Source organism: Promicromonospora sp. NPDC023805 (assembly GCF_040639635.1).
Classification (GTDB): domain Bacteria; phylum Actinomycetota; class Actinomycetes; order Actinomycetales; family Cellulomonadaceae; genus Promicromonospora.
Genome location: NZ_JBFAAH010000001.1, coordinates 111,168 through 137,308, shown reverse-complemented (window position 1 = coordinate 137,308; position 26,141 = coordinate 111,168). Strand labels below are relative to the sequence as shown.

Sequence of the window (26,141 nt, the reverse complement as noted above, 5' to 3'; positions counted from 1 at the left end):
TATAGCGTGGCGGGCGTGAGCGAGGCACCCAGCCAGGAGGGAGCGAACACGATGACCGACATACTTCTCGGCAAGACGGTCGTCGGCGCACCCACGGACTCGGAGATCGTGCGCGACGTCGTCGGACGCGCCATGCCGGAGCTGCCGGAGCCGGCGCCGCTGACGAGCCACGGTCCGGCGCGCATCATCGCGATGTGCAACCAGAAGGGCGGGGTCGGCAAGACGACCACCACCATCAACCTCGGCGCGTGCCTCGCGGAGTACGGCCGCAAGGTGCTCCTGGTGGACTTCGACCCGCAGGGCGCCGCGTCGGTAGGCATCGGCGTCAACCCGCACGAGCTCGACCTGACCGTCTACAACCTGCTCATGGAGCGGGACGTCGACATCAACGACGTGATCATCTCGTCGGGGATCGAGAACCTCGACGTGCTGCCGGCGAACATCGACCTGTCCGCCGCGGAGGTGCAGCTCGTGGGTGAGGTCGCCCGTGAGTCCGTGCTGTCCCGCGCGCTGCGTCCGGTGCTCGACGACTACGACGTGATCCTCATCGACTGTCAGCCGAGCCTCGGCCTGCTCACCGTGAACGCGCTGACCGCGGCGCACGGCGTGCTGATCCCGCTGGAGTGCGAGTTCTTCGCGCTGCGCGGCGTCGCGCTGCTGGTGGAGACCATCGAGAAGGTGCGGGACCGGCTCAACCCCGCCCTGGAGATCGACGGTATCCTCCCCACCATGTACGACTCGCGCACCCTGCACTCCCGCGAGGTGGTGGCCCGCGTGTACGAGGCCTTCGGCGACACGCTGCTCCACTCGATCATCGGGCGCACCGTGAAGTTCCCGGACGCCACTGTCGCCGCCGAGCCCATCACCGACTATGCGCCGGGACACCCGGGCGCCGCCGCGTACCGTCAGCTCGCCCGGGAGCTCGTGGCCCGTGGCGATGCCGCCTGAGGCGGCGGTGGAACGGTCCGACGTCCTGGAGGCGGAGGCTGACGTCGCCGCCGGGCCGGACGCCGTCGTCGCGGAACCGGACGTCGACCAGGCTCCCGTCGACGAGCGCCGCAGCTCCCGGACCTTCCAGGTCCACCTGCACAACTTCGAGGGCCCGTTCGACCTGCTGCTCTCGCTGATCGCGAAGCACAAGATGGACGTCACCGAGGTGGCGCTCGCCGTCGTGACCGACGAGTTCGTCGCGCACATCCGTGAGGCGGAGCGGGCCTCCCGCGAGGCCGCCGCGCGCGGCGTGGAGCATGCGTCCTGGGACCTCGGCGTGGCCAGCGAGTTCCTCGTGATCGCGGCGACGCTGCTCGACCTCAAGGCCGCCCGGCTGCTGCCCGGCGTCGTCGACGAGGACTCGGAGGACCTCGAGCTGCTCGAGGCCCGCGACCTGCTGTTCGCGAGGCTGCTGCAGTACCGGGCGTACAAGGAGGTCTCGAAGGTCATCGCGGAGCAGATGGCGTCGGCCGGACGCCGTGTGCCGCGCCTGGCGCCGCTCGAGCCGCACCTCGCGGCGATCCTGCCGGAGCTGGTCTGGGACACGACGGGGGAGCAGCTCGCCGAGCTGGCCGCCCGGGTGCTCGCCCCGAAGCCGCCGCCAGTGGTGGGTCTCGCCCACCTGCACGGCTCCGCGGTGAGCGTGCGCGAGGAGGCGGGCGTCATCGTGAGGCGCCTGCGGGACGAGCACTCGCTGACCTTCCGGTCGCTGACAGCAGGGACCGAGCGCCTCGTGACAGTGGCCCGGTTCCTCGCGCTGCTGGAGCTGTTCCGCGACTCCCTGGTGGCGTTCGAGCAGATCAGCCCGCTGGGCGAGCTCACGGTGCGCTGGACCGCCGGGCCGGACGACGGCGAGAAGTACCTCGATCCGCAGGCGGGACCGAGCGAGTTCGACGAGGGTGACCTGGTGGTGGAGGAGCAGGCAGGCCAGGAGCCGGCCGATCAGGAACGAGCACTGACCGCGGAGCCCGGAACGGAGGCGACAACAGCATGACCGTCGAAGAACAGGCCCCCGAGGCCGTGCAGGTGGACGCCCCGGCCGAGGGCTCGACGCAGGACGAGCTGGCCTTCGTCGACGTGCACACGCTTCCGGGCGGCGCGCATGCGGCGGTCGAGGCGGTGCTCATGGTGGCCGACGCACCGATCGGTGCGGACCGCATCGCCGCCGCCCTGAACCTGCCGCAGCACGAGACCGACGACATCCTGCACGAGCTGGCCGACGAGTACGCGGGCCACCTCGGCTCCCGCCCGCGCGGTTTCGAGCTGCGCCGGACCGTGGACGGCTGGCGCATCTACTCGTCGGCGGCGCACGCGGACCCCGTCGGACGCTTCGTGCTGGACGGCCAGTCCTCCAAGTTGAGCCAGGCCGGACTGGAGACGCTTGCGGTGGTCGCCTACCGCCAGCCGGTGACGCGTGGCCAGGTCAGCGCCGTGCGCGGGGTCAACGTGGACGGCGTCGTGCGGACGCTGCTGACCCGCGGGCTGATCGCCGAGATCGGCCAGGATCCGAGCTCGGGTGCGGTTCTGTTCGGAACCACGGGATACTTCTTGGAGCGGATGGACTTCTCGTCGCTCGACGAGCTGCCTCCGCTGGCTCCGCACCTGCCCGACCTCGACACGTTCGAGGGCCTCGACGGGCTGGACTCCTAACTGGATTCCTGGCCTGGACTACTGGTCCGTCCGCAGGCAGGTCGCAGTGCCCTTCCCGACTCACCGAGAGACGTAAATCATGAGCAACGAACGCCGCGGCGGGAGCCGCCGCGAATCCAGTGGTGGCCAGCAGCCGCGCCGACCCGACCACTCCGGCCAGTCCGGTAAGGGCGGCAAGAACTTCCGGGGCGGCAGCTCGGCCAAGAGCCGTGCCCAGGCGAACGCGCCGCGCCGCAGGCCCGCGCAGCCCGTCGAGCAGGGCCGCGACGTCCACGTCGAGGGCGGCGTGCGGCTGCAGAAGGTGCTTGCCCAGGCCGGGCTCGGGTCCCGCCGGGCGAGCGAGGAGCTCATCGCGGGCGGGCACGTCGAGGTGGACGGCCAGATCGTCACCGAGCTGGGTGTGCGGGTCGACCCCGTCACCGCCGTCATCCACGTGGACGGGCTCCGGATCCAGCTGGACCAGACCAAGCTCACCATCGCGCTGAACAAGCCGCTGGGCGTGGTCTCCACGATGGACGACCCCAAGGGCCGGCCGACCGTCGCGGACCTCATCAAGAACCGCGAGGAGCGGCTCTTCCACATCGGCCGGCTCGACGCCGACAGCGAGGGCCTGCTGCTCCTGACGAACGACGGCGAGCTCGCCAACCGTCTGTCCCACCCGAAGTACAAGATCGCGAAGACGTACCTCGTGACCGTCGAGGGCGAGATCTACCCGCGCGTCGGGCGTGAGCTCCTGAAGGGCATCGAGCTCGACGACGGCCTCGCCAAGATGGACGCGGTGCAGGTGATCCAGCAGATCGACGGCTACGCGATGCTGGAGGTCGTCCTGCACGAGGGACGCAACCGGATCGTGCGCCGTATGTTCCAGGCCGTCGGGCACCCGGTGACGCGCCTCGTGCGCACCCGGATCGGCCCGATCCCGCTGGGCGACCTGAAGTCCGGCCGCACCCGCGTTCTGGGCCGCACGGAGCTGGGCACCCTGATGGGTGCCGTAGACCTGTAACCTCGACCGCTGAGTGCTGGGTATCTGCGCCCTCTTACGCACTCCGGCAGCAAATACCCAGCACTCAACGGAAAGCGAGCGGGACTGTGACCAGCCCTGTTGTTGTGGCGATCGACGGACCGTCCGGGTCCGGCAAGTCGAGCGTGTCGAAGGCGGTCGCCGCGCGGCTCGGCCTTTCCTACCTCGACACGGGGGCCATGTACCGGGCGGCCACGGTGTGGAGCATGGCGACGGCGGACCTGGACGACGCCGCATCGGTCGCCGCGGCGGTCCGCGCGATGCCCCTGGTCATGGGCCTGGACCCGGCCGCACCCGGCGTCGAGCTGGACGGGCGGGACGTCGCCGTGACCATCCGCACCACCGAGGTCACGACCGCCGTTTCGAAGGTGGCGTCCAACCTCGACGTGCGGGCCGAGCTCAAGCGGCTCCAGCGCGAGATCATCGACCAGGAGTCGAGCGCCCAGGCGGTGTTCTCGGGCGGCCGGGGGATCGTGGCCGAGGGCCGCGACATCACCACGGTCGTCGCGCCCGACGCCGACGTCCGCGTGCTGCTCACCGCCTCCGAGGAGGCGCGCCTGCGCCGCCGGTCGCTGGAGGTGCACGGCGCGGCCGACGCAACGGCGGTCGACGCCACGCGTGACCAGGTGCTGCGCCGCGACCAGGACGACGCGAAGGTCACGCAGTTCCACGTCGCCGCCGACGGCGTGGCGACCGTCGACTCCAGCGACCTCGACTTCGAGCAGACGGTCGACGCCGTGCTCGCCGTCGTCGCGCAGTCCGAGGCTGCGACCAGCAGGGCCTGACCAGCAGGGCCTGACCAGCAGGGCGTGACCAGCAGGCCTGACGTCTCGAGGCGGGTGGGAGCGACGCAGGTCATATGGCCACGAGTCGGCCGGAGCGCGTCAGGCCTGCGACAATGAGGGCATGACCCACGACCCCTCTGCATCGGAGGCTGCTGCGCTGGACGCGACGGCCCGAGATGATGCTGCCCTGGACGCGGCCGCCCCGGCCGCACCCGACCTTGATCTCGCCGACGCCCTCGCCGAGACCGAGGACGACGTCGCGCGCGAGCGTGCGCTGCGCGTCGGCCTCGACGAGTTCGAGCTCGACGAGTCGGACCAGGCGCTGCTCGACTCCGAGTGGAGCGACGAGCAGGAGGCGGCCGAGCGGGCGCTGCCCGTCCTGGCCGTCGTCGGGCGTCCGAACGTCGGCAAGTCGACGCTGGTCAACCGCATCCTCGGCCGCCGCGAGGCAGTGGTGGCCGACAAGCCGGGCGTCACGCGTGACCGCGTGTCCTACCCGGCCGAGTGGGCCGGTCGCCCGTTCATGCTCGTCGACACGGGTGGCTGGGAGGTCGACGTCGCCGGCATCGAGTCCAAGGTCGCCGAGCAGGCCGAGGTAGCGATCTCCCTCGCCGACGCCGTGGTGTTCGTCGTCGACGCCACGGTGGGCGCCACCTCCACCGACGAGCGCGTGGTGGAGATGCTGCGCCGCTCCGGCAAGCCCGTCGTGCTGTGCGCCAACAAGGTCGACGGCGCCTCGGGCGAGGCGGACGCCACGTATCTGTGGGCGCTGGGCCTGGGGGAGCCGCACCCGGTCTCCGCCCTGCACGGCCGCGGTACGGGCGACCTGCTCGACGCCGCCGTCAAGGCCCTGCCGACGACGTCGGAGCACGGCGCCGTGCGGCCCGCCGGCCCGCGCCGCGTGGCGCTCGTCGGGCGGCCGAACGTCGGCAAGTCCTCGCTGCTGAACAAGATCGCCGGCTCGGAGCGAGTGGTGGTCGACGAGGTCGCCGGCACCACGCGCGACCCGGTCGACGAGCTCATCGAGCTGCGCGGCATCCCGTACTGGTTCGTGGACACCGCCGGCATCCGTCGTCGCGTGCACCAGACCAAGGGCGCGGACTTCTACGCCTCGCTGCGCACGCAGGCCGCCATCGAGAAGGCGGAGATCGGCGTCGTCCTGGTGGACGCGTCCGACCCGCTGACCGAGCAGGACATCCGCGTGATCCAGCAGGTCGTCGACGCGGGCCGTGCGCTCGTCATCGCGTACAACAAGTGGGACCTCATGGACGAGGAGCGCCGCCCCTTCCTCGAGCGTGAGATCGAGAAGGAGCTCGTGCAGATCACCTGGGCGCCGCGCGTCAACCTGTCGGCCCGCACCGGCTGGCACAGCGAGCGACTGGTCCCGGCGATCGAGCGTTCGCTCGCGTCGTGGGACCGGCGCGTCCCGACGGGCAAGCTCAACGCGTTCCTCGGCGAGCTCGTGGCCGCGCACCCGCACCCGCTGCGCGGTGGCAAGCAGTCGCGCATCCTGTTCGCGACGCAGGCCTCGACCCGTCCGCCGCGGTTCGTCATCTTCGCCACGGGGTTCATCGAGGCGGGCTACCGCCGCTTCATCGAGCGCCGCCTGCGCGAGACGTTCGGTTTCGAGGGCACGCCCATCGAGATCTCGGTGCGGGTCCGGGAGAAGCGCAAGCGCTGATCCCGTCGGGCTCCGCCGCGGCCCCCTGGGTTGCGGCGGAGTTTTTTGTGCGCGCCGAGTTCGATGCCCACGATGTCGGTCAGTCGCGGTACCTTCGGGTCGTGCTTCCGGCCAGTATCCCCAGCCCCGATCCGGTGTGGTCCCAGATCCACCTGGGTCCGCTCACCATCCATACCTACGCCCTGTGTCTGCTGGCCGGCATCGCTGCCGCCGCGTACATCACGGACCGGCGTCTCCGCGCACGCGGAGCTGCCCCCGGCCTCGCCCTCGACATCGCGATGTGGGCGGTGCCCATCGGCATCGTCGGCGCCCGGATCTACCACGTGCTCACCCACCTCGGGGACTTCACCGGCCCCGGCGTCGACCCGTGGGCCTGGGTCCGGATCTGGGAGGGTGGCAACGCCCTGTTCGGTTCGCTCCTCGGCGGTGCCGTGGGCGTCTGGATCGGCTGCCGCCTGACGGGCCTGCGGTTCTGGTCGTTCGCCGACGCCCTGGCGCCCGGCCTGCTCGCCGCCCAGGCGATCGGACGGCTGGGCAACTACGTCAACCAGGAGCTGTTCGGCCTGCCGACCACGCTGCCCTGGGGCCTGGAGATCCGGTCGGACGCGCCGATGTTCCCGGTCGGGACCCCGGAGGGCACGCTGTTCCACCCCTTGTTCCTGTACGAGATGATCTGGAACCTCATCGGGATCGCGCTGCTGCTCGCCATCGAGCGGCGGGTGGTCCGCCGGAACGAGGCACTGCTGGCCGACGGCGGTACGCCCGGTGCCGGCCTGCGCTGGGGCCGCATGTTCGGCCTCTACCTGATCTGGTACGGCCTCGGCCGTAGCTGGCTCGAGACCATCCGGATCGACCCGACGAGCGACGCTCCGCTGGGTGTCCCGGCGAACGTCTGGACGTCGGGGGTCGCGATCCTCCTGGGCATCGCGATCATCGTGCTGCAGGGCCGGCGTCACCCGGAGCCCGAGCCTTCGGTGTACCAGCCGGGGCGGGAGCCCGAGGACGAGGACGCCGAGACCGAGCCTGAGAACGGCACCGAGCCTGCGGGCTCGGCCGCCGACGACGGTTCGGTGAGCACCGCCTCCGAGAGCGCAGCCACCGCCGAGCCTGCCGAGGCGAACGGCTCCTCCGAGAGCAAGTAGCCCGCAGCTTCTCCTGCCGTGACCCCGTGGGGCTGTGAAGTGCCTGTGCGCACGCTCACAGCCCCACGGGTTGTTCCACCGGGCGCCCATTGCGGAGGATGAGGCCATGCCACGTTCGCGCCCCGGGGACACCTCTGCCTCGATCCCGCTCCCCGTGGGACGGCGCACCTGGTGGCCGGTCGCCGCCGTCCTCCTGGCCGTGGCCTGGGGCGGCAACGAGTTCACGCCGCTGCTCGTGATGTACCGCGAGCAGGGCGTCATGGGACCCGTCACGGTCGACGCGCTCCTCGCCGTCTACGTGTTCGGTCTCGTCCCCGCGCTGCTGCTGGGCGGGCCGCTGTCCGACAGGTTCGGCCGCCGCCCGCTGCTGCTGCCCGCGGCGCCGCTGTCGGCGCTCGGGTCGCTCGTGCTCGCGCTGGACCCGGAGAGCCCCGTGGTGCTCTCCATCGGCCGTCTGCTCTGCGGCGTCGCGCTCGGGCTGGCCATGGCCGTGGGATCCACCTGGCTCACGGAGCTCAGCGCCGCCACCGGCGAGCGTGCCGCCGGGCCTCGTCGCGGATCGCTCTCCCTGACCGCGGGATTCCTCTCCGGGGCGGGCATCGCCGCCATGCTCGCGCAGTTCGCCCCCTGGCCCACGCTCCTGGCGTACGTGCTGCACGCGGCTGGATCCCTGCTCGCCGGCCTGGTCCTGCTCCGCGTCCCGGAGACCCGCCAGCGCCTCCCACGCGGCGAGCGGGCTCCGCTGCTCGACGACCTGCGCATCACCGCCGTCCGGCACCCCAGGTTCCTGCGGGTGGTCGTGCCCCTCGCACCCTGGGTGTTCGGCTGCGCCGGCTGCGCGTTCGCGGTGCTGCCGAGCCTGCTCACCGACCAGGTAGGTGGCTTCCCCATCGCCTTCGCGGGTGTCATGGCCATCCTCGCGCTCGGGTGCGGCATCGGTATCCAGGTGGTTGCCCGCCGGATCGACACGCCGTCGTCGGCCCGTGCTTCCATCGTGGCGCTGACCATCGTCGCCGCGGGGATGGCGCTCGCCGCCTGGGCGTCCAGCGCTCTGTCGCTGCCGATCGGCGTGGTGGCGGCAGTAGTCCTCGGTACCGGCTACGGTCTCGCGCTCGTGGCCGGGCTGAGCGAGGTGGCGCGGATCGCCGGGCCGGGCCAGCTCGCCGGGCTGACCGCCGTCTTCTACTCGCTGACCTACATCGGGTTCTTCGTCCCGATGGCGCTCGCCTGGCTGCGCGACACCTGGTCGTACGGCGAGATGTTCGGCTTCGGCACAGTCGCCGTCGCGCTGTGCCTGGCGATCGTGGCGATCTCCTCGCGGACGGCGCTCCCGGACCGGCTCCGGCGGTAGGGCCTGCAGGCGATCAAGTTTGATCGTCGACTCCGGTGGCAGGCGCTCGTCGGGGTGGCGCGCGGCGAAGTGCCACGTGGTCCTTCGACTACCCGGTCCGAGCACGAAGCGGCCCCCCGGCGGACGGGCGGGCCTCGTCGCTCTCAATCGGTGCCTGACTCGGCAGTCGAACGCTGAGCGCCTGGTGTGCTGGCCTGGCCACCGCGACCTGTAGATCAGGCGGCTTCGGCGTCGGGTGGTGGTGGTGTGGCTTCGATGGGTTCAGGAAGGCGGATGCGGTGCCCACGGGCGTCGGTGAACGCCCACCCTGTCTCGAGCAGAGCACCGGCCGTGGTGTCGGTGGTGGCCTTCCCGGTCCAGTGCATGGTGATGCCCTTGGTGTCGACGAGCTGGTGGTGGTACCAGCACAGCAATGCGCTGTTGGTGACGGAGGCGTCTCCGCCGTCGGCCCTGTGGGTGATGGCGTGGTGGACTTCGCATCGTGAGGGTGGTTGGTCGCATCCTGGGTAGACGCAGTGGTGGTCTCTTGCGATGACGGCGCGTCGCATCTGCCCCGACACGGTGCGTTGGGCGCGTCCGACGTCGAGGACTGCGCCGTCGGGTCCGAACACGATCCGGGTGATGGCGCTGTGGCACGCCAACCGGCGTACCAGCGCTCGTGGGGCACGACCGCCGGTCTCGGTGAACACCGGACCACCCGAGGACATGAACCCGGACACTGCCGCACCCGCTGTGCTCCAGCCACCCGGACTTCCGGTCGATTCTCCGCTCGCTGGCCCACCGGCCGCCGGATCCGTTGTGTCTGTCCCAGTAGCGCCTGGCTCTGTTGTGCGTGGCCCCGCTACGCCTGGTCGGTTCCCGCGACCGGGCTGGGTCTGTCCGCAGGTCAGGCACAGGCCGTCCCGGGTGCGGGTGACCTGGGCGACGAACTCGTTCCAGGACACCGTGACATTCAGGTGCGGCGCGATCGCTGCTCTTGGGGAGGCCTGGTTCGTGTCCAGCACCACCCGGGCGACATCGGCGAGGCCTTGTGCGCGACGCTGGGTCGTGGTGCGGGTGTCCTCGGCTGAGGGTGCGCCCATCATCGCGTTGATCGCGGTGGTGAGCTGCAGGCCGTGTTCGTCGGTGAGGAACCCTGCGACGTGGTACCCGCCGAACGTCTTGGACAGGTCCAGGAACTCGCCCTGGGCGGCCTTGTCGTCGTCGGTGTCGTCGGTGTCGGGGTCGGTGATGGTCGCGAACCGGCGAGCCACCTTGCGGAACTGGTCCGCGTTCAACACACCTGCTTCGCGCAGGACGATGCCTTCACCGGTGACCAGGGTTCCCTCGGTGATCGCGCCCTCCAGGACCTGGGTGACCAGCTCACGGGTGCGGGCACCGTCGGGGTCGTCTGCGGGGTCGGGGAAGTCGGCCGGCACCGACTGCACGAACTGTTCGGGTGTGGTGGTGTGGCCGGTGCGGGTGTCGATCAGCCGGGCCAGTGCGTCGGTGCGGGTCTCGCTGGTGGGTGCGACCTCCGTCATCACCCGGGCGTGGTCCGCGCCCAGGGTCCCGGCGACAAGACGCTCCCTAGTGACTGGGAGTGCGGTCGCGAGACGGCGCGCGATCGTCATGTCCTTACCCGCGGTCGACGCGGAGATCCCTTCGCGCAGCCGCAGCCACGTCGTGAACGTGCGGGCCATGCCACCCGAGCGCCAGGAACCCTCGGCCTCGATGCGGGGCAGCAGGGTGTACCGCACCCCGTCCAGACGCCCGGTCAGCCGACGGATACGCGTGTGCGCGTCGGCCAGGCGGCCGATGCTCGGTGCATCCCATCCGGTCAGCGTCTCGGGGCTGGTCAGCGCGGTGAGGTCTTCTGTCTCGTTCTCGATCCGGGCCAGCACGTCCTCGATCAACGCCGGCGCGGGCAGGCCACCAGCGGGTCCGCTGTTCGTCGTCTGATCCATCGTGCCCACCCCCGCCCATCTCGATTACTGGCCTCTAGTTCTCACTCCTTCAGTGCATCTATTATCTCGAACACTCGTACGATCTGCTTGCTGGATTCCAAATCTGTGGATAACTCTTCAGCACCATGCAGCTGCCGCCACGACCTGCTTGAGAAGCACCACGGTGGGGGGCGTCCCACCGAGAACTTCGCGGGGATCGACCTGGAGAGAGCCGCCGGTTCCGATGGCGCTCGCCTGACTTCGCGACACCTGGTCGTACAGCGGGACGTTCGACTTCAGCACCGTCGCCGTCACGCTGTGCCTGACGATCGCGACCATCTCCTCGCGCACGGCGCTCCCGGACCGGCCCCGGCGCTAAGGGCCTCGTCCTGGCGGTCAGTCCGGGAGGACCATCTGCGATACGTCGTGGTGTTCGCAGCTCAGCCGTCCGTCGGCGGTGTACATGATGACGTCCCTGCCATCCCTGCCGGTCCGGAGCAGGTACGCACCGTCCTCGAACGTGGGCCGCCCCGCGGCGCTGAGCTCCGCGCAGTCGACAGTGGTCGTCGGCGCCGTGATCTCGTCGTAGAGGAACGGCCCACCCGCGTAGAACCGCCACGAGGCGCCATGCAACCCACTGAAGTCCTGGATAACCACCTGTCTCCCGGCGGGCCGGTCGAGCTCGTGCAGTGTCTCGTACCTGTGCGCCGCCGACAGCAGCGCGAGGAGACCCATCGCCAGGACGCCGACGGCGGCGGCCAGGATCAACGCGCAAAGGAAGAGCGCCGCCATGGCCGCGGTGAACGCCTCGTACCCGATGACGAACAGCCGAAACCCGGCCACCCCCAGCACGATGGCGGACAGTCCCGTGACGAGCCACAGCAGGAAGGTGAGGGTCTGGTCGTCCATGATCCCCGCGACCAGGAGGAGCTGGCTGTCGTCGACCACGTGCCAGACGGCGGCACCGGCAAGTGCCGTAGCGACGCCGGTCAGAGCTGACGCCGTCGCCACGCGCTTCGCGCGTCGCAGTGCTGGAGGTATGCCGCTCGACTCCTGTTGCGCGCTCATGTGCCGTTCTCGTAGAACTGAGGCGGGGCCACCTTGGCGAATACCGGATGGCTTGTGACGGGTGTGGGGCCTTCGTCACCCTCCGGGTCGTCCAGCCACAGCTCCAGTCCGGACCGCCCTCTCGTCGTCACCGGCGGATCGTCCCACAGCAGACCCACCGGCCCACCGGGATTCCGGCATTTCACCCCTGGGCGCTATCGTTCCCGCGTGAGGGAGAACCCGCGGCCGACACGGCACCTCGAGCAGCTCGAGACAGCGCAGCTCGGCAAGCTCGCCCCAGGTTCGGTGAGCGGGCCGGCCTGGGACCTGGTCGCGCTGCCCGTCCCGCCGGACGGCGGTGCGCCTGAGGCGCCGGAGGCCGACGCCATCGCGCACCGCTCCGTAGCTGTCGCTCCAGCCCCACCAGCCCCACCCGTCGAACCAGCCCCACGAGCCGCATCAGTCACATCGCCTTCAACGCCCAGTACCGCCCTCCGCAGGTTGACCATGGTCGCGGTCGGCTGCGGGGTGCTCGCGGCCTTCGCGCTGGGCATCGGTGGCCTGACCATGCTGTGGGCGGACCGCCCCGACGCCGAGACCACCGGTCCGGTCGAGCGCACGGCCCTCGACCTGCCGCTCATCCCCGCCGACGACGCCCATGACACAAGCACGGGCGAGCGTGCGGAGGCACGCCTCCGCGGCGCGGACGACGCCGAGGCGGGCGAACCTCGCGGCGACGGCGCGGACGCGGACCTGCTGGGGGACGGGACGGCGTCGTTGGGCGACCGGCCCGATCAGGGCGGCTCCGGCGAAGGAGTGGCGGGCGCGGGCGGGAGCAGCGGCGGCTCCGGCGGGCCAGGATCCGGGGGAGGTTCGGGCGCCGGAGGCGGCACCGGAACGGGCGGCGGAGGCACGGCGACGCCGACCGGCGGCCCACCGCCTCCGGCGTCGGAGCCGACCACCGATCCGACGGAGGAGCCGACCCCAAAGCCCACACCCTCGGCGTCCGACGAGCCGACCCCCGAGCCGACGCCGAGCCCCACCGTGTCGCCCACCCCCACGCCGACCGGCGCCCCGGTGTCCCCGAACGCCGGCGGGTGACCGGCCGGACACGCGTCGTCCGGCCGGCCGCGCGTCACGCCACTACGCGCACCCACGCCGTCGTCGAGCCGGGCAGCAGGCCGCCGGGCAGCGGCTCGCTCGCGAGCAGCACCTCGCCGTCCGGCAGCGGCACCGCGTCCGGACCGAAGTTGGTCACGACGTGCCAACCGTCCGGGCGTGTGAAGTGCAGGACGTCGGCGCGGCCGGGCACCCACTCGAGCGTCTCGTCGGTCTGCAGCTCGTGGCGCAGCGCGAGCGCCGCACGATAGAGCTCCAGCGTCGAACCGGGTGCGCCGTCCTGGGCCTCTACCGACAGCTCGCCGAAGCTCGCGGGCTGAGGCAGGTGAGCCTTCCCGGGACCGAAGCCGAAGGACTTGCCCTCTCGGGTCCACGGCAGCGGCACGCGGCAGCCGTCCCGCCCGACGTCGACCCCGGGGTTGCGGAAGAACGCCGGGTCCTGACGCTCCGCCGCGGGGATGTCGGCGACCTCCGGCAGGCCGAGCTCCTCGCCCTGGTAGAGGTAGGCACTGCCCGGCAGGCCGAGCATGAGCAGCGTCGCGGCACGTGCGCGGCGCAGGCCCAGGGCGACGTCGGCGGCGGGTTCCGTGCCGCCCGAGAGCAGCCAGTCCCTGCCCTGCTTCGCCGTGCTGCCGTTGCGTGCGGGCAGTGCGTAGCGGGTCGCGTGGCGCACGACGTCGTGGTTCGAGAAGACCCACGTCGTCGAGGAGCCGGACGCCGTGGACAGCGCGAGGTTGTCGGCGATGATCGTGCGGAACTGCTCGGCGTCGAAGTCGGCCTCCAGCAGGTCGAAGTTGAACGCCTGGCCGAGCCCCTCGGCGCTCGCGTACCGGGGACGCCGCGGGGTCGAGACCCAGGCCTCCGCCACGGCGATGCGCGGCGGCGTGTACTCGTCGAAGACCTTGCGCCAGTCGGCGTAGATCTCGTGGACCTCGTCGCGGTCCCAGAGCGGGTGCGCGCCGGGCTCCGTGATGGCGTCGATCTCGGCCTGCGTGGGCAATGAGTCGCCGAGGTCCTTGGTGAGCGCGTGCGCGACGTCGATGCGGAACCCGTCGACTCCCCGGTCGGACCAGAACCGCAGGGTCTTGAGGAAGTCCTCGCGGACCTCCTCGTTGTCCCAGTTGAAGTCCGGCTGCTCCTTGGCGAAGAGGTGCAGGTACCACTGGCCGTCGGGCACGCGCGTCCACGCGAGCCCGCCGAACATGCTCTCCCAGTCGGCCGGGGGCTCGGAGCCGTCGGGGCCGAGGCCGTCCCGGAAGATGTAGCGCGCGCGCTCCGGGCTGCCGGGACCGGCGGCGAGCGCCTCCTGGAACCAGACGTGCTCGTCCGACGAGTGGTTCGGCACGATGTCGACGATCACGCGGATGCCGGCGGCGTGCAGTGCGGTGACCATCTCGTCGAACTCGTCGAGCGTGCCGATCCGCGGGTCGACGTCGCGGTAGTCGGCGACGTCGTACCCGCCGTCGGCCAGCGCGGACGGGTAGAAGGGGCTCAGCCAGACCGCGTCGATGCCGAGCCCCTGGAGGTACGGCACACGCGAGATGATGCCGCGCAGGTCGCCGATGCCGTCGCCGTTCGCGTCGGCGAAGCTGCGCGGGTAGATCTGGTAGACGGCCGCCTGCCGCCACCAGGTGGGGTCGACCGCGAGGGGCAGGTTGGTGTCGATGTTGCTGGTCACTGGTGCTGGATCCTTTGCGGTGGGGGACTGGTCGCCGGTCACTCGAGCGCAGGAATGCCGTGCCCACCAGCGTATGGGTGAGGGCTCGGCGAGGCAGCCCGGGGTCAGGCGGTCAGGGCGTCTATCACCGCAGGGGACAGTGCGTGGTCCACCGCCATGGCGCTCGCGCCCAGGACGCCCGCGCCCTCGCGCGCGCGGGAGGTGACGATGCGCAGGTGCTGCGTGGCCAGCGGCAGGGACCTGCGGTAGACGGCCTCGCGGATGCCGGCGATGAGGTGCTCGCCGGCGTCGGCCACCACCCCGCCGATCACGATGACCGACGGGTTGAGCACGCTCACGCACGAGGCCAGGACGCCGCCGATGTCACGGCCTGCCTGTCGCACCGCCTGGCTCGCCGCGGCGCCCCGGGACCGGACCAGCGCGACGACGTCAGCGCTGTCAGCGGCGTCCAGCCCTTGGGCGGCGAGCGCCGTCGCGACCGCCTGGCCGCTCGCCACCGCCTCGAGGCAGCCGGTGTTGCCGCACCGGCAGGGCACGTGGTCGGCGCCAGGGACCGACATGTGGCCGACGTCGCCCGCCGCACCCTGAGCGCCGCGGCGGAGGGCGCCGTCGGCGATGATGCCCGCGCCGATGCCGGTGGAGACCTTGACGAGCAGCAGGTCGGAGACGTCGGACCAGGCGGTCCGGTGCTCGCCGAGCGCCATGATGTTGACGTCGTTGTCGACCAGCACGGCGACCCCGAGCTCGGCGCCGAGGATGCCGGGGACGTCGACGTCGTCCCAGCCGGGCATGATCGGCGGGTTGATCGGCCGCCCTGTCGAGTGCTCCACCGGGCCCGGCAGCCCGATGCCGATGGCGGCCAGGTCGGCGGTGTCGCGGCCGGCGGCGGCGAGCAGGTCGCGGCCGGCCCGGACCACCCAGGGTAGGACGACGTCGGGCCCCGCGGTGATCGAGAGGGGTTCGTCGCTCGCCGCGAGCACCGTGGATGCGAGGTCGGTCACGGCCAGCCGGGCGTGCGTGGCGCCGAGGTCGACCGCGAGGACCACCCGGGCGCCCGGCTGGAAGGCGAACGTCGCGGGCCGTCTGCCTCCGGTGGAACCCGCCATGCCCGCCGGGGCGATGAGCCCGGTGCTCATGAGCGCGTCGATCCGCGAGGCGATGGTCGACCGGGCCTGGCCGGTGATGGCCACCAGATCGGCGCGCGTACGCGGTTCGCGGTCGCGCAGCAGCTGGAAGAACTCGCCGGTGCCCAGGGACAGCGGCACGCCCCTCGGAGGGTCGTCGATGGGCATGGGCAATCGCCTCCCGGGTGAACTTATGGCCGCGTATCGGCAAAAGATAGCCCATATGCGCAACTCATCACAGAAGCCGCGTAAACGACAAGCATCTTTTGCTTGACATGAACCAAAAGATCCATACATTGGTGGATATGCGAGCCGATGACGACGCGCACACTCCGGTACCCGACCCCGAAGCACCCGGCCCGGTGCTGCGCCTTTCCGGCATCGGCAAGGAGTTCTTCGGCACCTCGGTGCTGCGAGAGATCGACCTGACCCTGCACCCCGGGCAGGTCCACGCCCTGGTGGGCGAGAACGGCGCCGGCAAGTCGACGGTGATGAAGATCGTCGCCGGCGTCCACCGGCCCTCCGCCGGCACCATCGAGCTCGACGGTTCGCCCGTCTCCTTCCCGACGCCGCTCGACGCGCAGCGGGCCGGTGTCGCGACGGTCTTCCAGGAGTTCAACCTGCTGCCGGACCGGTCGGTCGCCGAGAACGTCTACCTCGGCCGCGAACCAATCAGGCGCGGCATATTCGGCGGCATGGTCGACCGCCGTCGGCTGCACGCCGACACCACCCGCCTCCTCGACGACCTGGGGCTGACGAGCATCGCGTCCTGGAACCGGGTCGGCTCGCTGTCCGTGGCGCAGCAGCAGGTGGTCGAGATCGTCAAGGCGGTCTCGTACGACGCCCGGATCATCTCCATGGACGAGCCGACGGCGGCGCTCGCCGACCAGGAGGTCGCGCTGCTCTACGACCTGGTCTGGCGGCTGCGCGACCGCGGCGTCGCCATCCTGTACGTCTCGCACCGGCTCCAGGAGATCTACGACCTGGCCGACACGATCACCGTCCTCAAGGACGGCAACCACATGCTGACCGCACCGGCCGCCGAGGTCGGCCCCGACCGGCTCGTGCGCATCATGGTGGGCCGCGACTTCGCCGGCTTCTTCCCGGACAAGCCCGCCGGCTCAGTGTCCGGTGAGGGACCCGGTGAGGGACCCGGCGAGGTACGGCTGGCGCTCGCGGGCTCCGGGAACACGATGGTGGACGGTGTGGACCTCGAGGTGCGGGCCGGCGAGATCGTCGCGCTGGCGGGTCTGCAGGGGTCGGGCCGCACCGAGGTCGCGCACGGGGTGTTCGGGATCGCGCCGTTCACGCGTGGCCGCATGACCGTCGACGGACGGCCCGCCCACGTGCGCACGCCGCGGCAGGGCGTACGGCATCGCCTCGCGCTGGTCAGCGAGGACCGCAAGTCAGAGGGCCTCGCCCTCGGCCAGTCCGTCCTCGCGAACGCGCGGCTCGTGCTCGACGCCGTCCTGCCCGGCGCGTCGGACCGCCGGGCGCGGCGCATCACCGGGGTGCTGCGGTCGCTCGCCGTGCCGGCGAGCACCGTCGAGGCCGCCCAGGACACCGAGGTGCAGTACCTGTCCGGCGGCAACCAGCAGAAGGTAGTCCTCGCGAAGTGGCTGGTGACCGAGCCGCGGGTGATCGTGCTCGACGAGCCGACGCGCGGGATCGACGTCGGAGCCAAGCGTGCGGTCTACGACCTCATGCGCACGCTGACCGCCGACGGGACCGCCGTCCTGCTCATCTCGTCCGAGCTGCCGGAGGTGGTGGCGATGGCCGACCGCATCCTCGTGCTGCGCGACGGCCAGATCGCCGGAGAGCTGCCGGGCGGCAGCGACGAGGAGACCATCATGGCGCTGGCGACGGGGGCGGCATGACGACCGGCACCGTGCGTCGACGTCACCTCGGGTCCACCGAGATCGTCTACCTGGCCCTGGTCGGCATCCTGCTGGTGGCTGGCGTGCTCGTGGCGGTCCGCGGCGGCAACCTCTTCGCGCAGGGCAACGTCAGCTACATGCTCACGCAGACGAGCCTGCTCGGGTTCGTCGCGATCGGGCAGACGCTGGTGGTCCTGTGCCGTTCGCTCGACCTGTCGGTGGGCTACGTCGTCGCGCTGTGCTCGCTGATCGGGGCGACGACGATGGCGGGCGACCCGTCGCGCGTCTGGCTCGGGGTGGTGGCCGCGCTGGCGGTCGCGGCCGGTGTCGGGCTCGTGAACGGCCTGATCATCTCGGCGCTGAACGTCAACCCGTTCATCGCGACGCTCGGCACGGGCCTGATCGTCAAGGGCTTCCTCGACACGCGGTTCAAGGGGCCGGAGGGCGAGGTGCCGTTCGCCTTCCAGACGTTCGGGTACACCCGCGTCGGCCCGGTGCCCGTCTCGACGATAGTCATGCTGCTCGTCGCCGCGGCGGCGTTCGTGCTGCTCACGCGGACCCGGGCGGGGTATCACATGTTCGCGGTGGGCGGGAACCTCGACGTCGCCCGGCTCTCGGGCGTGCGCACGGGCCGCACCCTCGTCCTGGCGCACGTGCTGTGCTCCCTGTGCGCGGGCGTGGCCGGGCTGCTCATCGCCGCCCGGTTCGGCACCGGGAACGCGCTGGTCTACTCCTACGGCCTCGACCTCGACTCGATCGCCGCGGTGGTGCTGGGCGGCACGCTCCTGTTCGGCGGCCGGGGTTCGGTGGTCGGCACGGTCGGCGGGGTGGCGATCCTCGCGGTGCTCGACACCGCGTTCAACGTGCTCGACGTGAACCCGTTCTTCAAGGACGTGCTGCGCGGCGTCATCATCATCGCCGCCGTGGCCCTGTACGCGCGGCGCCAGATCGACCCGGCGAGCCGGCGGGTCCGGTTCGGCACCAAGGTCTCGGCCGCACGGGCTTCGGATGCACGAGGAGGTGACGTCGCATGACCCTGACCGCAGACACGTCACGAGGCACAGCACGAGGCACGGCACGACGCTGGCGCGAGCAGCTCCTGTCCGGCGGCAGCTGGACGGTACTCGCGCTGCTCGTCCTGGTCCTCGCCGTGATCGTCGTGATCAACCCGTCCTTCGCGGAGCCTGTGTCGCTCATGGCGTTCGCGAAGAAGGCCGCCCCGCTGGTGGTGCTCGCGATCGGCCAGTACTTCGTGATCGTCTCCGGCGAGTTCGACCTGTCGGTGGGCTCGCTCGTCGGCGCCCAGGTCGTGATCGCGGCCCGGCTGATGGACGGCGACGAGGCGCTGACCTGGCCGGTCGTGGGGCTGATGCTCGTCTTCGGGCTGCTGGTCGGGCTCGTCAACGGCCTGGTGACGACGCTGCTGCGGGTCCCGTCCTTCATCACCACGCTCGGCATGATGCTCGTGCTGTTCGGCGCCATCCGGCTGTGGACCGGCGGCGCGCCGACGGGTGCGCTGAGCGAGAGCTTCCGGGTGCTGGGCCGCAAGGGCTTCCCGGACGTGCCGGGTCAGTTCCAGGTCCCGTACGCGCTGCTGGTGGCGCTCGTCGTCGTCGGGCTCGCGGTGCTGCTGATGCGCCGCCCGTTCGGCAGGACCCTGGTCGCCGTCGGCGACAACGCCGTCGCCGCCGCGTACAGCGGCGCCTCGGTGTGGTGGCTGCGCACCCGGGCGTTCCTGCTCTCCTCGTTCCTCGCGACCGTCGCGGCGGTGCTCATCGGCGGCTTCGCCGGGGTCACCGCGCAGGTGGGGCAGGGGCTGGAGTTCATGGCGATCACCGCCGTCGTGCTGGGTGGTGTCGCCCTCGGGGGCGGGCGCGGGACGGTGGTGGCCGCGATGGTCGGCGCGCTCACGCTCGAGGCCCTGTTCACGCTGTTCAACCAGCTCGCCCTGCCGTCGACCGTCCGGCCCGCCGTGCAGGGCGTGATCCTCATCGTCGCCGTCGCCTATGCGGCACGCAGGCGCCGCACCTGAGCACTACCCATCGAAAGACCCGCACAGAAAGGCCCGCACAGAACGGCCCGCACTCAGAACGACCCGCACTCATCAAAGGGGATGGACATGCGATCGACCCGAGCACTGCTGGCGAGCGCGGCGGCGGGAACGCTGCTCCTGCTGACGGCCTGCACGACCGACACCCCTACCGAGGAGGCGCCGTCCACCGAGACGAGCGCGGCCCAGGAGGCACCCGCCGACTCCGGGGCCGAGAGCGAGTGGTTCGTCCAGGCGGACTACGACCGGGAGCTGGCCCAGCGTGACGTCGAGCCGGAGGGCCCGGCCGACGAGCCGTGGCTCCAGGCCATCGAGCCGGAGTGGGTGGACACCGCCGACTTCGCCGGCGAGGACGGGGCGGGCGAGAGCGGGGACAAGACCCTCTGCTTCTCCAACGCCTCGGTCTCCAACCCGTGGCGCGTCACCGGCTGGATCACCATGCAGCAGCAGGTCGAGGTGCTCCAGGAGGAGGGCGTGATCGGCGAGTTCCGGGTCTCGGACGCCGCCGACGACGACAACAAGCAGATCTCCGACATCCAGGCGTTCGTCGAGGCCGGCGACTGCGACGCGATAGTCATCTCCCCGTCGACGACGGCGACGCTCACGCCCGCCGTCGAGGCGGCCTGCGAGAGCGGCAAGCCGGTCATCGTGTTCGACCGGGGCGTGAACACCGACTGCATGGTCACGTTCATCCACCCGATCGGCGGCTACGCCTACGGCGCGGTGGGCGCGGAGTTCCTGGCCGAGAACCTGGACCCGGGCTCGACGGTCCTGGCGCTGCGCATCCTGCCCGGCGTCGACGTGCTGGAGCACCGGTGGGCCGCTGCCGACAAGATCTTCTCGGAGAGCGACCTCGAGGTGGTGGGCGTCGAGTTCACGGGCGGTGACGGCGCCAAGATCAAGGACCTCGTCACCCAGTACCTGCAGCGCGGCGAGGTCGACGGCATCTGGATGGACGCGGGCGACGGCTCCGTCGCGGCTGTCGAGGCGTTCGAGGACGCCGGCCAGCCGTACCCGGTCTTCGTCGGCGAGGACGAGATGAGCTTCCTGCGCAAGTGGGACGAGACGGGGATGACGGCGATCGGCAACGTCTACTCGAACTTCCAGTGGCGCACACCGATCCTGGCCGCGCAGAAGATCTGGGCCGGCGAGGAGGTGCCGTCCGAGTGGGTGCTGCCCCAGGCGCCCGTCACCGACGCTGACCTCGCGGGGTTCCTCGAGGCCAACGCGGACATGCCGTCCCTGCACTACGCGAAGTTCGGCGGCGAGGACCTGCCCGGCTACCCCGAAGCCTGGACGGACCGCTAGATGGGTATACAGCCATGGACGGTCCCGGACGGGCCCGCGACCACCTGGCCGGTCGGCGTCAACACCTGGGTGTGGACGTCGCCGCTCACCGACCGTTCGCTCGCCGACCTCGCGCCCCGCGTGGCGGACTGGGGGTTCGACGTCCTCGAGCTGCCCGTCGAGCGCCTCGGTGACTGGGACCCGCCGCGTGCGGCGCGGGTCCTGGCGGACAACGGCCTCGGCGCGAGCGTGTCCCTCGTCATGGGCGAGGGCCGTGAGCTCGTCGCGGCCGACGCCGGCACGGTGCGGGCGACGCAGGACTACCTGCGCTCGGTCATCGACGCCGCCCACACGGTGGGCGCGCGGGTGATCGGCGGCCCGGCGTACGCCTCGGTAGGCCGCACCTGGCGGACGACGCCGCAGGAGCGGGCCGACGCGTGCGCCGAGCTCGTCGAGCACCTCGCGCCGGTGGTCGAGCACGCGATCGCGGCGGGCGTCGTCGTCGGCCTGGAACCGCTCAACCGCTACGAGACGAGCCTGGTCAACACGGTGGACCAGGCGCTAGAGATCGTCAGCGTGCTGCCCGCAGAGGGCATCGGGCTGATGCTCGACGTCTACCACATGAACATCGAGGAGCGGGACCTGCCCGCCGCGGTGGAACGCGCTGGGGCGCGGATCGCCGCGGTGCAGGTCTGCGGCAACGACCGCGGCGCACCCGGGGGCGACGGCGTCGACTGGCCGGCGCTGCTCGCCGCGCTGGAGCAGGCCGGGTACGCCGGGCCGCTCGTCATCGAGTCGTTCACCGCCGAGAACGCCACCATCGCGACCGCCGCGTCGATCTGGCGGCCGCTGGCCGTGAGCCAGGACGCGCTCGCGGTCGACGGCCTCGCGTACCTGAGAGGACTGATGCCCTGACACAGGTCTGACACCCATGCGCCTGAGTCTGCACAGACCAAGAGCGCTCGGCGCCGGCACGCCGGGCTGATCAACGAGAAGAACATGCTCCGCCGGGAACCCCCGGCGGGCACGCACTTCGATCTGCCCAGGAGGCAACCCGATGACCGCACCACGACGTCCCCGCGGGGGAAGATCCGTGGCGGCCCTCGCCGCCGGAGCGCTGGCGTTCACGCTCGCGCTCGTCCCGACGGCCACGGCCGACGACGGACCGCGGACCGAGGACCCGCTCGCAGAGGCCCCGCAAGCGGGCAAGGTCCTCATCTTCACGGCCACCACCCAGTACCGGCACGAGGAGGCGATCACCCAGGGCACCCCGGTGCTCGAGGCGGCGTTCGCCGAGGCGGGCATCGAGTCCGACCACACGGAGGACCCGACGGTCTTCAACGACGCCGACCTGGCGCAGTACGACGCGCTGGTCATGTTCCAGGCGTCCGGCGACCCGTGGAACGCCGAGCAGAAGGCCGCGATGGAGCGGTACCAGCAGGCGGGCGGCGGCATCGTCGCCATCCACAACGCGACCGACATGCGGGGCAGCTACCCCTGGTGGGACGAGATGATCGGGTCGCTGATGCCCGGTCACGCCGCCACCGGGTCGAGCCCAGGCCTGCCCGGCACGGTGCGGGTCGAGGACCGCACGCACCCCTCCACCAAGCACCTGCCACAGCGCTGGGACCGCGCCGACGAGTGGTACAACTTCTCGACGAACGTGCGTGGTGACGCGCACGTGCTGGCCACCATGGACGAGTCGACCTACGACCCGGGCGGCAACGCCATGGGCTACGACCATCCGATCTCGTGGTGCAAGTACTACGACGGCGGCCGCGCGTGGATGACGGGCATGGGCCACTTCGGCGCGCACTACACGGGCGAGCCGGACTTCGTGCGGCACATCGTCGGCGGCGTGCAGTGGGCGGCCGGGCTGGCCGCCGGCGACTGCGGCGGCACGGACTGGGGCCAGTTCGAGAAGGTCGCGCTGGACACGAACACGAGCGCGCCGTTCGGGATCGACGTCGCGCCCGACGGGCGGGTGTTCTTCACCGAGCTGGTACGCGGGCAGATCCGGGTGTTCGACCCGGAGACGCAGACCACGACGACTGCCGTGACCCTGCCGGTGTACTCGGGCGGCGAGGACGGCCTGCTGGGGATAGCGCTCGACGAGGACTTCGCCGCCAACGGTTACCTGTACCAGTACTGGTCGCCCGCGAGCGCAGACGATACGGACCCCGCGAACTTCCACAACCGGCTGTCCCGGTTCACGGTCACGACGGGCGCCTCGGGGTCGACGACGATCGACCCGGCGTCCGAGAAGGTGCTGCTGGAGGTCCCCGCCCGGCGCCTGCCGGACGAGCCGGGCCACACGGGCGGCGGGGTCGTCGTCGACCACAAGAGCGGCGACCTGTACCTCGGCGTCGGTGACGACGTGAACCCGCACTCGGAGCCGTCGGGCGGGTATGCGCCGATCTCCGAGCGGGACGGCACCTTCCACGACGCGCGGGCGACGTCCGCCAACACCAACGATCTGCGCGGCAAGGTGCTGCGGATCCACCCCGAGGACGACGGCACCTACTCGGTCCCTGAGGGCAACCTGTTCCCGGAGTCGGAGGACACGGAAGACAAGACGCTGCCCGAGATCTACGCGATGGGCTTCCGCAACCCGTTCCGGTTCGCCATCGACCCGGCCACGGGCAACCTCGGCGTCGCCGACTACTCGCCGGACAACAACACCGACAACCTGGCGCAGCGCGGCCCCGCGGGCATCGCTGAGTGGAACCTCATCAAGGAGCCGGGCTTCTTCGGCTGGCCGCTGTGCATGGGGAACAACGAGCCGTTCCGGGACGTCGACTACCGGACCAGCCCACCCGCCGTGGGCGGGTTCTTCGACTGCGACGCACCGGTCAACGACTCGGTGCGCAACACGGGCCTCACGGAGCTGCCCCCGGCCCAGCCGGCGGACCTCTGGTACGGGTACCAGCGGTCCTCGGTGCCGGGCGGGATCAACCAGGGCGGGAGCCTGGCGCCGATGGGCGGCCCGTTCTACGACTTCGACCCGGAGCTCGAGTCGGACACCAAGTTCCCCGAGTACTACGAGGGCAAGGCGTTCTTCTACGAGTGGGCTCGGAACCAGGTGTTCACCGTCGAGACCAGAGACCCCGGGGCGGGCCCGGGCCAGACGGACGTCGAGAAGGTCAACCGGTTCCTGCCGGACGAGGACTTCCTCGCGCCGATCGACGCGAAGTTCGGGCCCGATGGCGCGATGTACGTGCTCGACTGGGGCGGCGGCTTCGGCCGGGACAACCCGAACTCCGGCCTGCACCGCGTCGACTACGTGTCGGGCTCGCGCTCGCCCGAGGCGCTGCCGACCGCGTCGCCGGACTCCGGGACCGCGCCGCTGGAGGTGACGTTCGACGGGACGGGCAGCACCGACCCGGAGCGCGAGAACCTCACCTACGCGTGGGACTTCGACGGCGACGGCACCACCGACTCGACGGACCCGACGGCGTCGCACACCTACCCGGCGGACGGCGTCTACGACGCGCGGCTCACCGTCACCGACCCCGCGGGCAAGGACGGGACCGCCACGGTGCCGATCACCGTGGGCAACACGCGGCCGGAGGTCGACTTCGGGCTCCCGCCGACAGGCTCGTTCTTCGAGTTCGGCGACACGATCGGCTGGGACGTCTCGGTGACCGACGCCGAGGACTCGCCGGACGGCTCGGCGATCGACGACGAGCGCGTCGTCATCCAGCCGGCCCTTGGCCACGACGACCACCCGCACCCGGCCGACCCGCAGCACGGCCGCACGGGCTCCGTCACGACGTCGCTGGGCGGCGGGCACGGGGCGGACACCAACGTGTTCTACGTGCTCGACGCCCGCTACGAGGACGACGGCGGAGCGGGCGACATCCCGTCCCTCACCGGCTCGGACACCACCCTGTTGTTCCCCAGGGAGCGGCAGGCCGAGTTCCACACGACACAGGAGGGCACGACGACGGCGCCGAGCCGGGACGTCGAGGGCGGCGGGTCCGTCCTCGTCGGCGCCGACGGCGCCTGGGCGTCCTACGACCCGGTGAACCTCCACGAGGTCGACGCACTGACGCTGCGCGTGGCCTCGGCGTCCGCCGGCACCATCGAGCTGCGGCGGGATGCCCCGGACGGCGACCTGCTCGGCACCGCGGATATCGCGGCCACCGGCGTCAGCGACTTCCGCGACGTGCGGGTAGTCGTCGACGACCCGGGGGAGAGCTTCGAGCTCTTCGTGGTCTTCCCGGGGCCGGGCGAGCGGCGGCTCAACTTCGTGGCGGCCAACGGCAAGGGTGCGGCGGAGACCACGCGGCCGGAGGTGGCCATCACGGCGCCCGAGGGCGGGGTCGAGCTCGAACCCGGCCAGGTCGAGATCACTGCCGACGCGACGGACGCGGAGAACGCCGTCAGCCAGGTGGAGTTCTTCGCCGACGGGACATCGATAGGCGTCGACGAGACGGCGCCCTACTCGACGACGTGGGACGTCGCCGCCGACGGCTACTACGAGCTGACGGCCGTGGCGACCAACGACCGGGAGCTCACCACCACCTCACGGATCGTCGTCGCACAGGTCGGCGACGTGTTCGCCGGGATGCGGACCTTCAGCAACGCGGGCGGCGAGTTCGAGCAGCTCGCCACCGGGCGGTACGTCATCGAGTCGGGCGGCGCCAACATGTGGCAGGGCGTCGACCAGTACTCGGCGATCTACCGCGAGGGCACCGACCGGCACTGGACCGCCACCGTACGGATCAACAGCCAGGGCAACTCCCACGGGTCCGCAAAGGCGGGGATCATCCTCCGCAACGACGTGACCCTGCCGGGCTCGTCGCCGGGCTACGCGGCGCTCGGCATCCGGCCGAGCGGCGGGTTCGAGTGGCTGCGCGGCAACGACGCCGGCCAGCTCGTGACGTCGTCGGGCGGCGGCTCGACGGCGTACCCGGCCTGGGTGCGGCTCGTCCGCGACGGCGACCTGTACACGGCCTACCGGAGCTCCGACGGCGAGACGTTCACGCGGATCGGAGAGCCGGAGGAGCTCGCGGGCGCCGCCGACCTGCAGGACGTCGGCCTGTTCGTCACCGCGCACCACGCGTCGAACAGGAGCGCCGTGGAGTTCCAGGACCTCACGTTCGACGACCAGCCGGACCCGCCGCGGATAGAGGTCGCGGCGGCGAGCCGGTGCACCGGCCCGCAGGCTCGCGTGACGGTGAGCGCCACCAACGCGGGTGCTGACCCCGCAGTGGTCGAGCTCAGCACCCCGTACGGGAGCAAGACGTACCGGAACGTGCTGCCAGGGGAGACCGTCTCCCGCCAGTTCAGCTCGGGAGCGAGGGCGATCCAGGCAGGGACGATCACGGTCACCGCGGTCAACGGGCCGCACGAGGTGGTCGTCGACGAGGGGTACGAGGCAATGAGCTGCGGCTCGTAGCCGTGGCTGA

The 26,141-nt window shown here is 71.4% G+C and carries 21 protein-coding genes; 15 read left to right on the top strand and 6 right to left on the bottom strand.

Going from position 1 to position 26,141, the window contains the following annotated elements; translation table 11 throughout:
- Nucleotides 1-132 precede the first annotated feature (132 nt).
- The 8 genes from AB0F70_RS00690 to AB0F70_RS00655 all read left to right on the top strand — a co-directional run bounded on the left by AB0F70_RS00690 (nucleotide 133) and on the right by AB0F70_RS00655 (nucleotide 8,620).
- Nucleotides 133-948 (top strand): AAA family ATPase, encoded by an 816-nt coding sequence (locus AB0F70_RS00690; RefSeq protein WP_357443545.1) that lies wholly within the window; start codon nucleotides 133-135, stop codon nucleotides 946-948.
- Nucleotides 932-1,984 (top strand): ScpA family protein, encoded by a 1,053-nt coding sequence (locus AB0F70_RS00685; protein ID WP_357442449.1) that lies wholly within the window; start codon nucleotides 932-934, stop codon nucleotides 1,982-1,984. Before AB0F70_RS00690 ends, AB0F70_RS00685 begins: the two co-directional genes overlap by 17 nt.
- The gene (locus AB0F70_RS00680) at nucleotides 1,981-2,640 is read left to right on the top strand and encodes an SMC-Scp complex subunit ScpB (protein ID WP_357442447.1); all 660 of its coding nucleotides are present in this window, start codon (nucleotides 1,981-1,983) and stop codon (nucleotides 2,638-2,640) included. Before AB0F70_RS00685 ends, AB0F70_RS00680 begins: the two co-directional genes overlap by 4 nt.
- Before the next feature lie 79 nt (nucleotides 2,641-2,719).
- Nucleotides 2,720-3,643 carry a pseudouridine synthase gene (locus tag AB0F70_RS00675; RefSeq protein WP_357442445.1) on the top strand — a complete coding sequence of 308 codons (924 nt, stop codon included), beginning with the start codon at nucleotides 2,720-2,722 and terminating at the stop codon, nucleotides 3,641-3,643.
- Nucleotides 3,644-3,729: 86 nt separating this feature from the next.
- Nucleotides 3,730-4,446, top strand: coding sequence for a (d)CMP kinase (gene cmk, locus AB0F70_RS00670; RefSeq protein ID WP_357442443.1), 717 nt, complete (start codon nucleotides 3,730-3,732; stop codon nucleotides 4,444-4,446).
- Nucleotides 4,447-4,567: 121 nt separating this feature from the next.
- The gene (gene der / locus AB0F70_RS00665) at nucleotides 4,568-6,127 is read left to right on the top strand and encodes a ribosome biogenesis GTPase Der (RefSeq protein WP_357442441.1); all 1,560 of its coding nucleotides are present in this window, start codon (nucleotides 4,568-4,570) and stop codon (nucleotides 6,125-6,127) included.
- Nucleotides 6,128-6,228: 101 nt separating this feature from the next.
- A complete protein-coding gene (lgt, locus tag AB0F70_RS00660; protein ID WP_357442439.1) occupies nucleotides 6,229-7,269 on the top strand; it encodes a prolipoprotein diacylglyceryl transferase in 1,041 nt (346 codons plus the stop codon).
- 106 nt (nucleotides 7,270-7,375) lie between these two features.
- Nucleotides 7,376-8,620 carry an MFS transporter gene (locus AB0F70_RS00655; RefSeq protein ID WP_357442437.1) on the top strand — a complete coding sequence of 415 codons (1,245 nt, stop codon included), beginning with the start codon at nucleotides 7,376-7,378 and terminating at the stop codon, nucleotides 8,618-8,620.
- A gap of 215 nt (nucleotides 8,621-8,835) precedes the next feature.
- Here AB0F70_RS00655 and AB0F70_RS00650 read toward each other — a convergent pair whose 3' ends face one another.
- From AB0F70_RS00650 to AB0F70_RS00635, 4 genes are all read right to left on the bottom strand, one after another.
- Complete coding sequence (locus AB0F70_RS00650) at nucleotides 8,836-10,566, bottom strand: DUF222 domain-containing protein (RefSeq protein ID WP_357442435.1); 1,731 nt, start codon at nucleotides 10,564-10,566, stop codon at nucleotides 8,836-8,838.
- Between the two features lie 117 nt (nucleotides 10,567-10,683).
- Nucleotides 10,684-10,896 carry a hypothetical protein gene (locus AB0F70_RS00645; protein WP_357442433.1) on the bottom strand — a complete coding sequence of 71 codons (213 nt, stop codon included), beginning with the start codon at nucleotides 10,894-10,896 and terminating at the stop codon, nucleotides 10,684-10,686.
- A 45-nt stretch (nucleotides 10,897-10,941) separates the two neighbouring features.
- Nucleotides 10,942-11,613 (bottom strand): hypothetical protein, encoded by a 672-nt coding sequence (locus AB0F70_RS00640; RefSeq protein ID WP_357442431.1) that lies wholly within the window; start codon nucleotides 11,611-11,613, stop codon nucleotides 10,942-10,944.
- Complete coding sequence (locus tag AB0F70_RS00635) at nucleotides 11,610-11,744, bottom strand: hypothetical protein (protein ID WP_357442429.1); 135 nt, start codon at nucleotides 11,742-11,744, stop codon at nucleotides 11,610-11,612. Before AB0F70_RS00635 ends, AB0F70_RS00640 begins: the two co-directional genes overlap by 4 nt.
- 76 nt (nucleotides 11,745-11,820) lie before the next feature.
- On the opposite strand from AB0F70_RS00635, the gene AB0F70_RS00630 reads away from it, so the two are divergent.
- Complete coding sequence (locus AB0F70_RS00630) at nucleotides 11,821-12,693, top strand: hypothetical protein (RefSeq protein ID WP_357442427.1); 873 nt, start codon at nucleotides 11,821-11,823, stop codon at nucleotides 12,691-12,693.
- Nucleotides 12,694-12,727: 34 nt separating this feature from the next.
- Here AB0F70_RS00630 and AB0F70_RS00625 read toward each other — a convergent pair whose 3' ends face one another.
- Together AB0F70_RS00625 and AB0F70_RS00620 are read right to left on the bottom strand one after the other, a co-directional pair.
- Nucleotides 12,728-14,389 carry an alpha-amylase family glycosyl hydrolase gene (locus AB0F70_RS00625; RefSeq protein WP_357442425.1) on the bottom strand — a complete coding sequence of 554 codons (1,662 nt, stop codon included), beginning with the start codon at nucleotides 14,387-14,389 and terminating at the stop codon, nucleotides 12,728-12,730.
- A gap of 104 nt (nucleotides 14,390-14,493) precedes the next feature.
- Complete coding sequence (locus AB0F70_RS00620) at nucleotides 14,494-15,681, bottom strand: ROK family protein (RefSeq protein ID WP_357442423.1); 1,188 nt, start codon at nucleotides 15,679-15,681, stop codon at nucleotides 14,494-14,496.
- Nucleotides 15,682-15,818: 137 nt separating this feature from the next.
- On the opposite strand from AB0F70_RS00620, the gene AB0F70_RS00615 reads away from it, so the two are divergent.
- The 6 genes from AB0F70_RS00615 (at nucleotide 15,819) to AB0F70_RS00590 (ending at nucleotide 26,131) form a co-directional block, all read left to right on the top strand.
- Nucleotides 15,819-17,390: a sugar ABC transporter ATP-binding protein gene (locus AB0F70_RS00615; protein WP_357442421.1), complete on the top strand. Its 1,572-nt coding sequence runs from the start codon at nucleotides 15,819-15,821 to the stop codon at nucleotides 17,388-17,390.
- Entirely contained in the window at nucleotides 17,387-18,424 is a 1,038-nt protein-coding gene (locus AB0F70_RS00610) for an ABC transporter permease (RefSeq protein WP_357442419.1), read from the top strand. The genes AB0F70_RS00615 and AB0F70_RS00610 overlap by 4 nt, the downstream gene beginning before the upstream one ends.
- Complete coding sequence (locus AB0F70_RS00605) at nucleotides 18,421-19,422, top strand: ABC transporter permease (protein ID WP_357442417.1); 1,002 nt, start codon at nucleotides 18,421-18,423, stop codon at nucleotides 19,420-19,422. The genes AB0F70_RS00610 and AB0F70_RS00605 overlap by 4 nt, the downstream gene beginning before the upstream one ends.
- Nucleotides 19,423-19,509: 87 nt before the next feature.
- A complete protein-coding gene (locus tag AB0F70_RS00600) occupies nucleotides 19,510-20,748 on the top strand; it encodes a substrate-binding domain-containing protein (protein ID WP_357442415.1) in 1,239 nt (412 codons plus the stop codon).
- On the top strand, nucleotides 20,749-21,642 hold the full coding sequence (locus tag AB0F70_RS00595; RefSeq protein ID WP_357442413.1) for a sugar phosphate isomerase/epimerase family protein: 894 nt from the start codon (nucleotides 20,749-20,751) through the stop codon (nucleotides 21,640-21,642). It begins immediately after the preceding gene.
- Between the two features lie 142 nt (nucleotides 21,643-21,784).
- Nucleotides 21,785-26,131 (top strand): ThuA domain-containing protein, encoded by a 4,347-nt coding sequence (locus AB0F70_RS00590; RefSeq protein ID WP_357442411.1) that lies wholly within the window; start codon nucleotides 21,785-21,787, stop codon nucleotides 26,129-26,131.
- Nucleotides 26,132-26,141: the final 10 nt, after the last annotated feature.

Bases quoted from the DNA above. Each gene is read 5' to 3' on its own strand.
- AB0F70_RS00690 (WP_357443545.1), top strand. From the start codon at position 133: ATGCCGGAGCTGCCGGAGCCGGCGCCGCTGACGAGCCACGGTCCGGCG.
- AB0F70_RS00680 (WP_357442447.1), top strand. From the start codon at position 1,981: ATGACCGTCGAAGAACAGGCCCCCGAGGCCGTGCAGGTGGACGCCCCG.
- AB0F70_RS00675 (WP_357442445.1), top strand. From the start codon at position 2,720: ATGAGCAACGAACGCCGCGGCGGGAGCCGCCGCGAATCCAGTGGTGGC.
- der (WP_357442441.1), top strand. From the start codon at position 4,568: ATGACCCACGACCCCTCTGCATCGGAGGCTGCTGCGCTGGACGCGACG.
- AB0F70_RS00655 (WP_357442437.1), top strand. From the start codon at position 7,376: ATGCCACGTTCGCGCCCCGGGGACACCTCTGCCTCGATCCCGCTCCCC.
- AB0F70_RS00650 (WP_357442435.1), bottom strand. From the start codon at position 10,566: ATGGATCAGACGACGAACAGCGGACCCGCTGGTGGCCTGCCCGCGCCG.
- AB0F70_RS00640 (WP_357442431.1), bottom strand. From the start codon at position 11,613: ATGAGCGCGCAACAGGAGTCGAGCGGCATACCTCCAGCACTGCGACGC.
- AB0F70_RS00620 (WP_357442423.1), bottom strand. From the start codon at position 15,681: ATGCCCATCGACGACCCTCCGAGGGGCGTGCCGCTGTCCCTGGGCACC.
- AB0F70_RS00615 (WP_357442421.1), top strand. From the start codon at position 15,819: ATGCGAGCCGATGACGACGCGCACACTCCGGTACCCGACCCCGAAGCA.
- AB0F70_RS00610 (WP_357442419.1), top strand. From the start codon at position 17,387: ATGACGACCGGCACCGTGCGTCGACGTCACCTCGGGTCCACCGAGATC.
- AB0F70_RS00605 (WP_357442417.1), top strand. From the start codon at position 18,421: ATGACCCTGACCGCAGACACGTCACGAGGCACAGCACGAGGCACGGCA.
- AB0F70_RS00600 (WP_357442415.1), top strand. From the start codon at position 19,510: ATGCGATCGACCCGAGCACTGCTGGCGAGCGCGGCGGCGGGAACGCTG.
- AB0F70_RS00595 (WP_357442413.1), top strand. From the start codon at position 20,749: ATGGGTATACAGCCATGGACGGTCCCGGACGGGCCCGCGACCACCTGG.
- AB0F70_RS00590 (WP_357442411.1), top strand. From the start codon at position 21,785: ATGACCGCACCACGACGTCCCCGCGGGGGAAGATCCGTGGCGGCCCTC.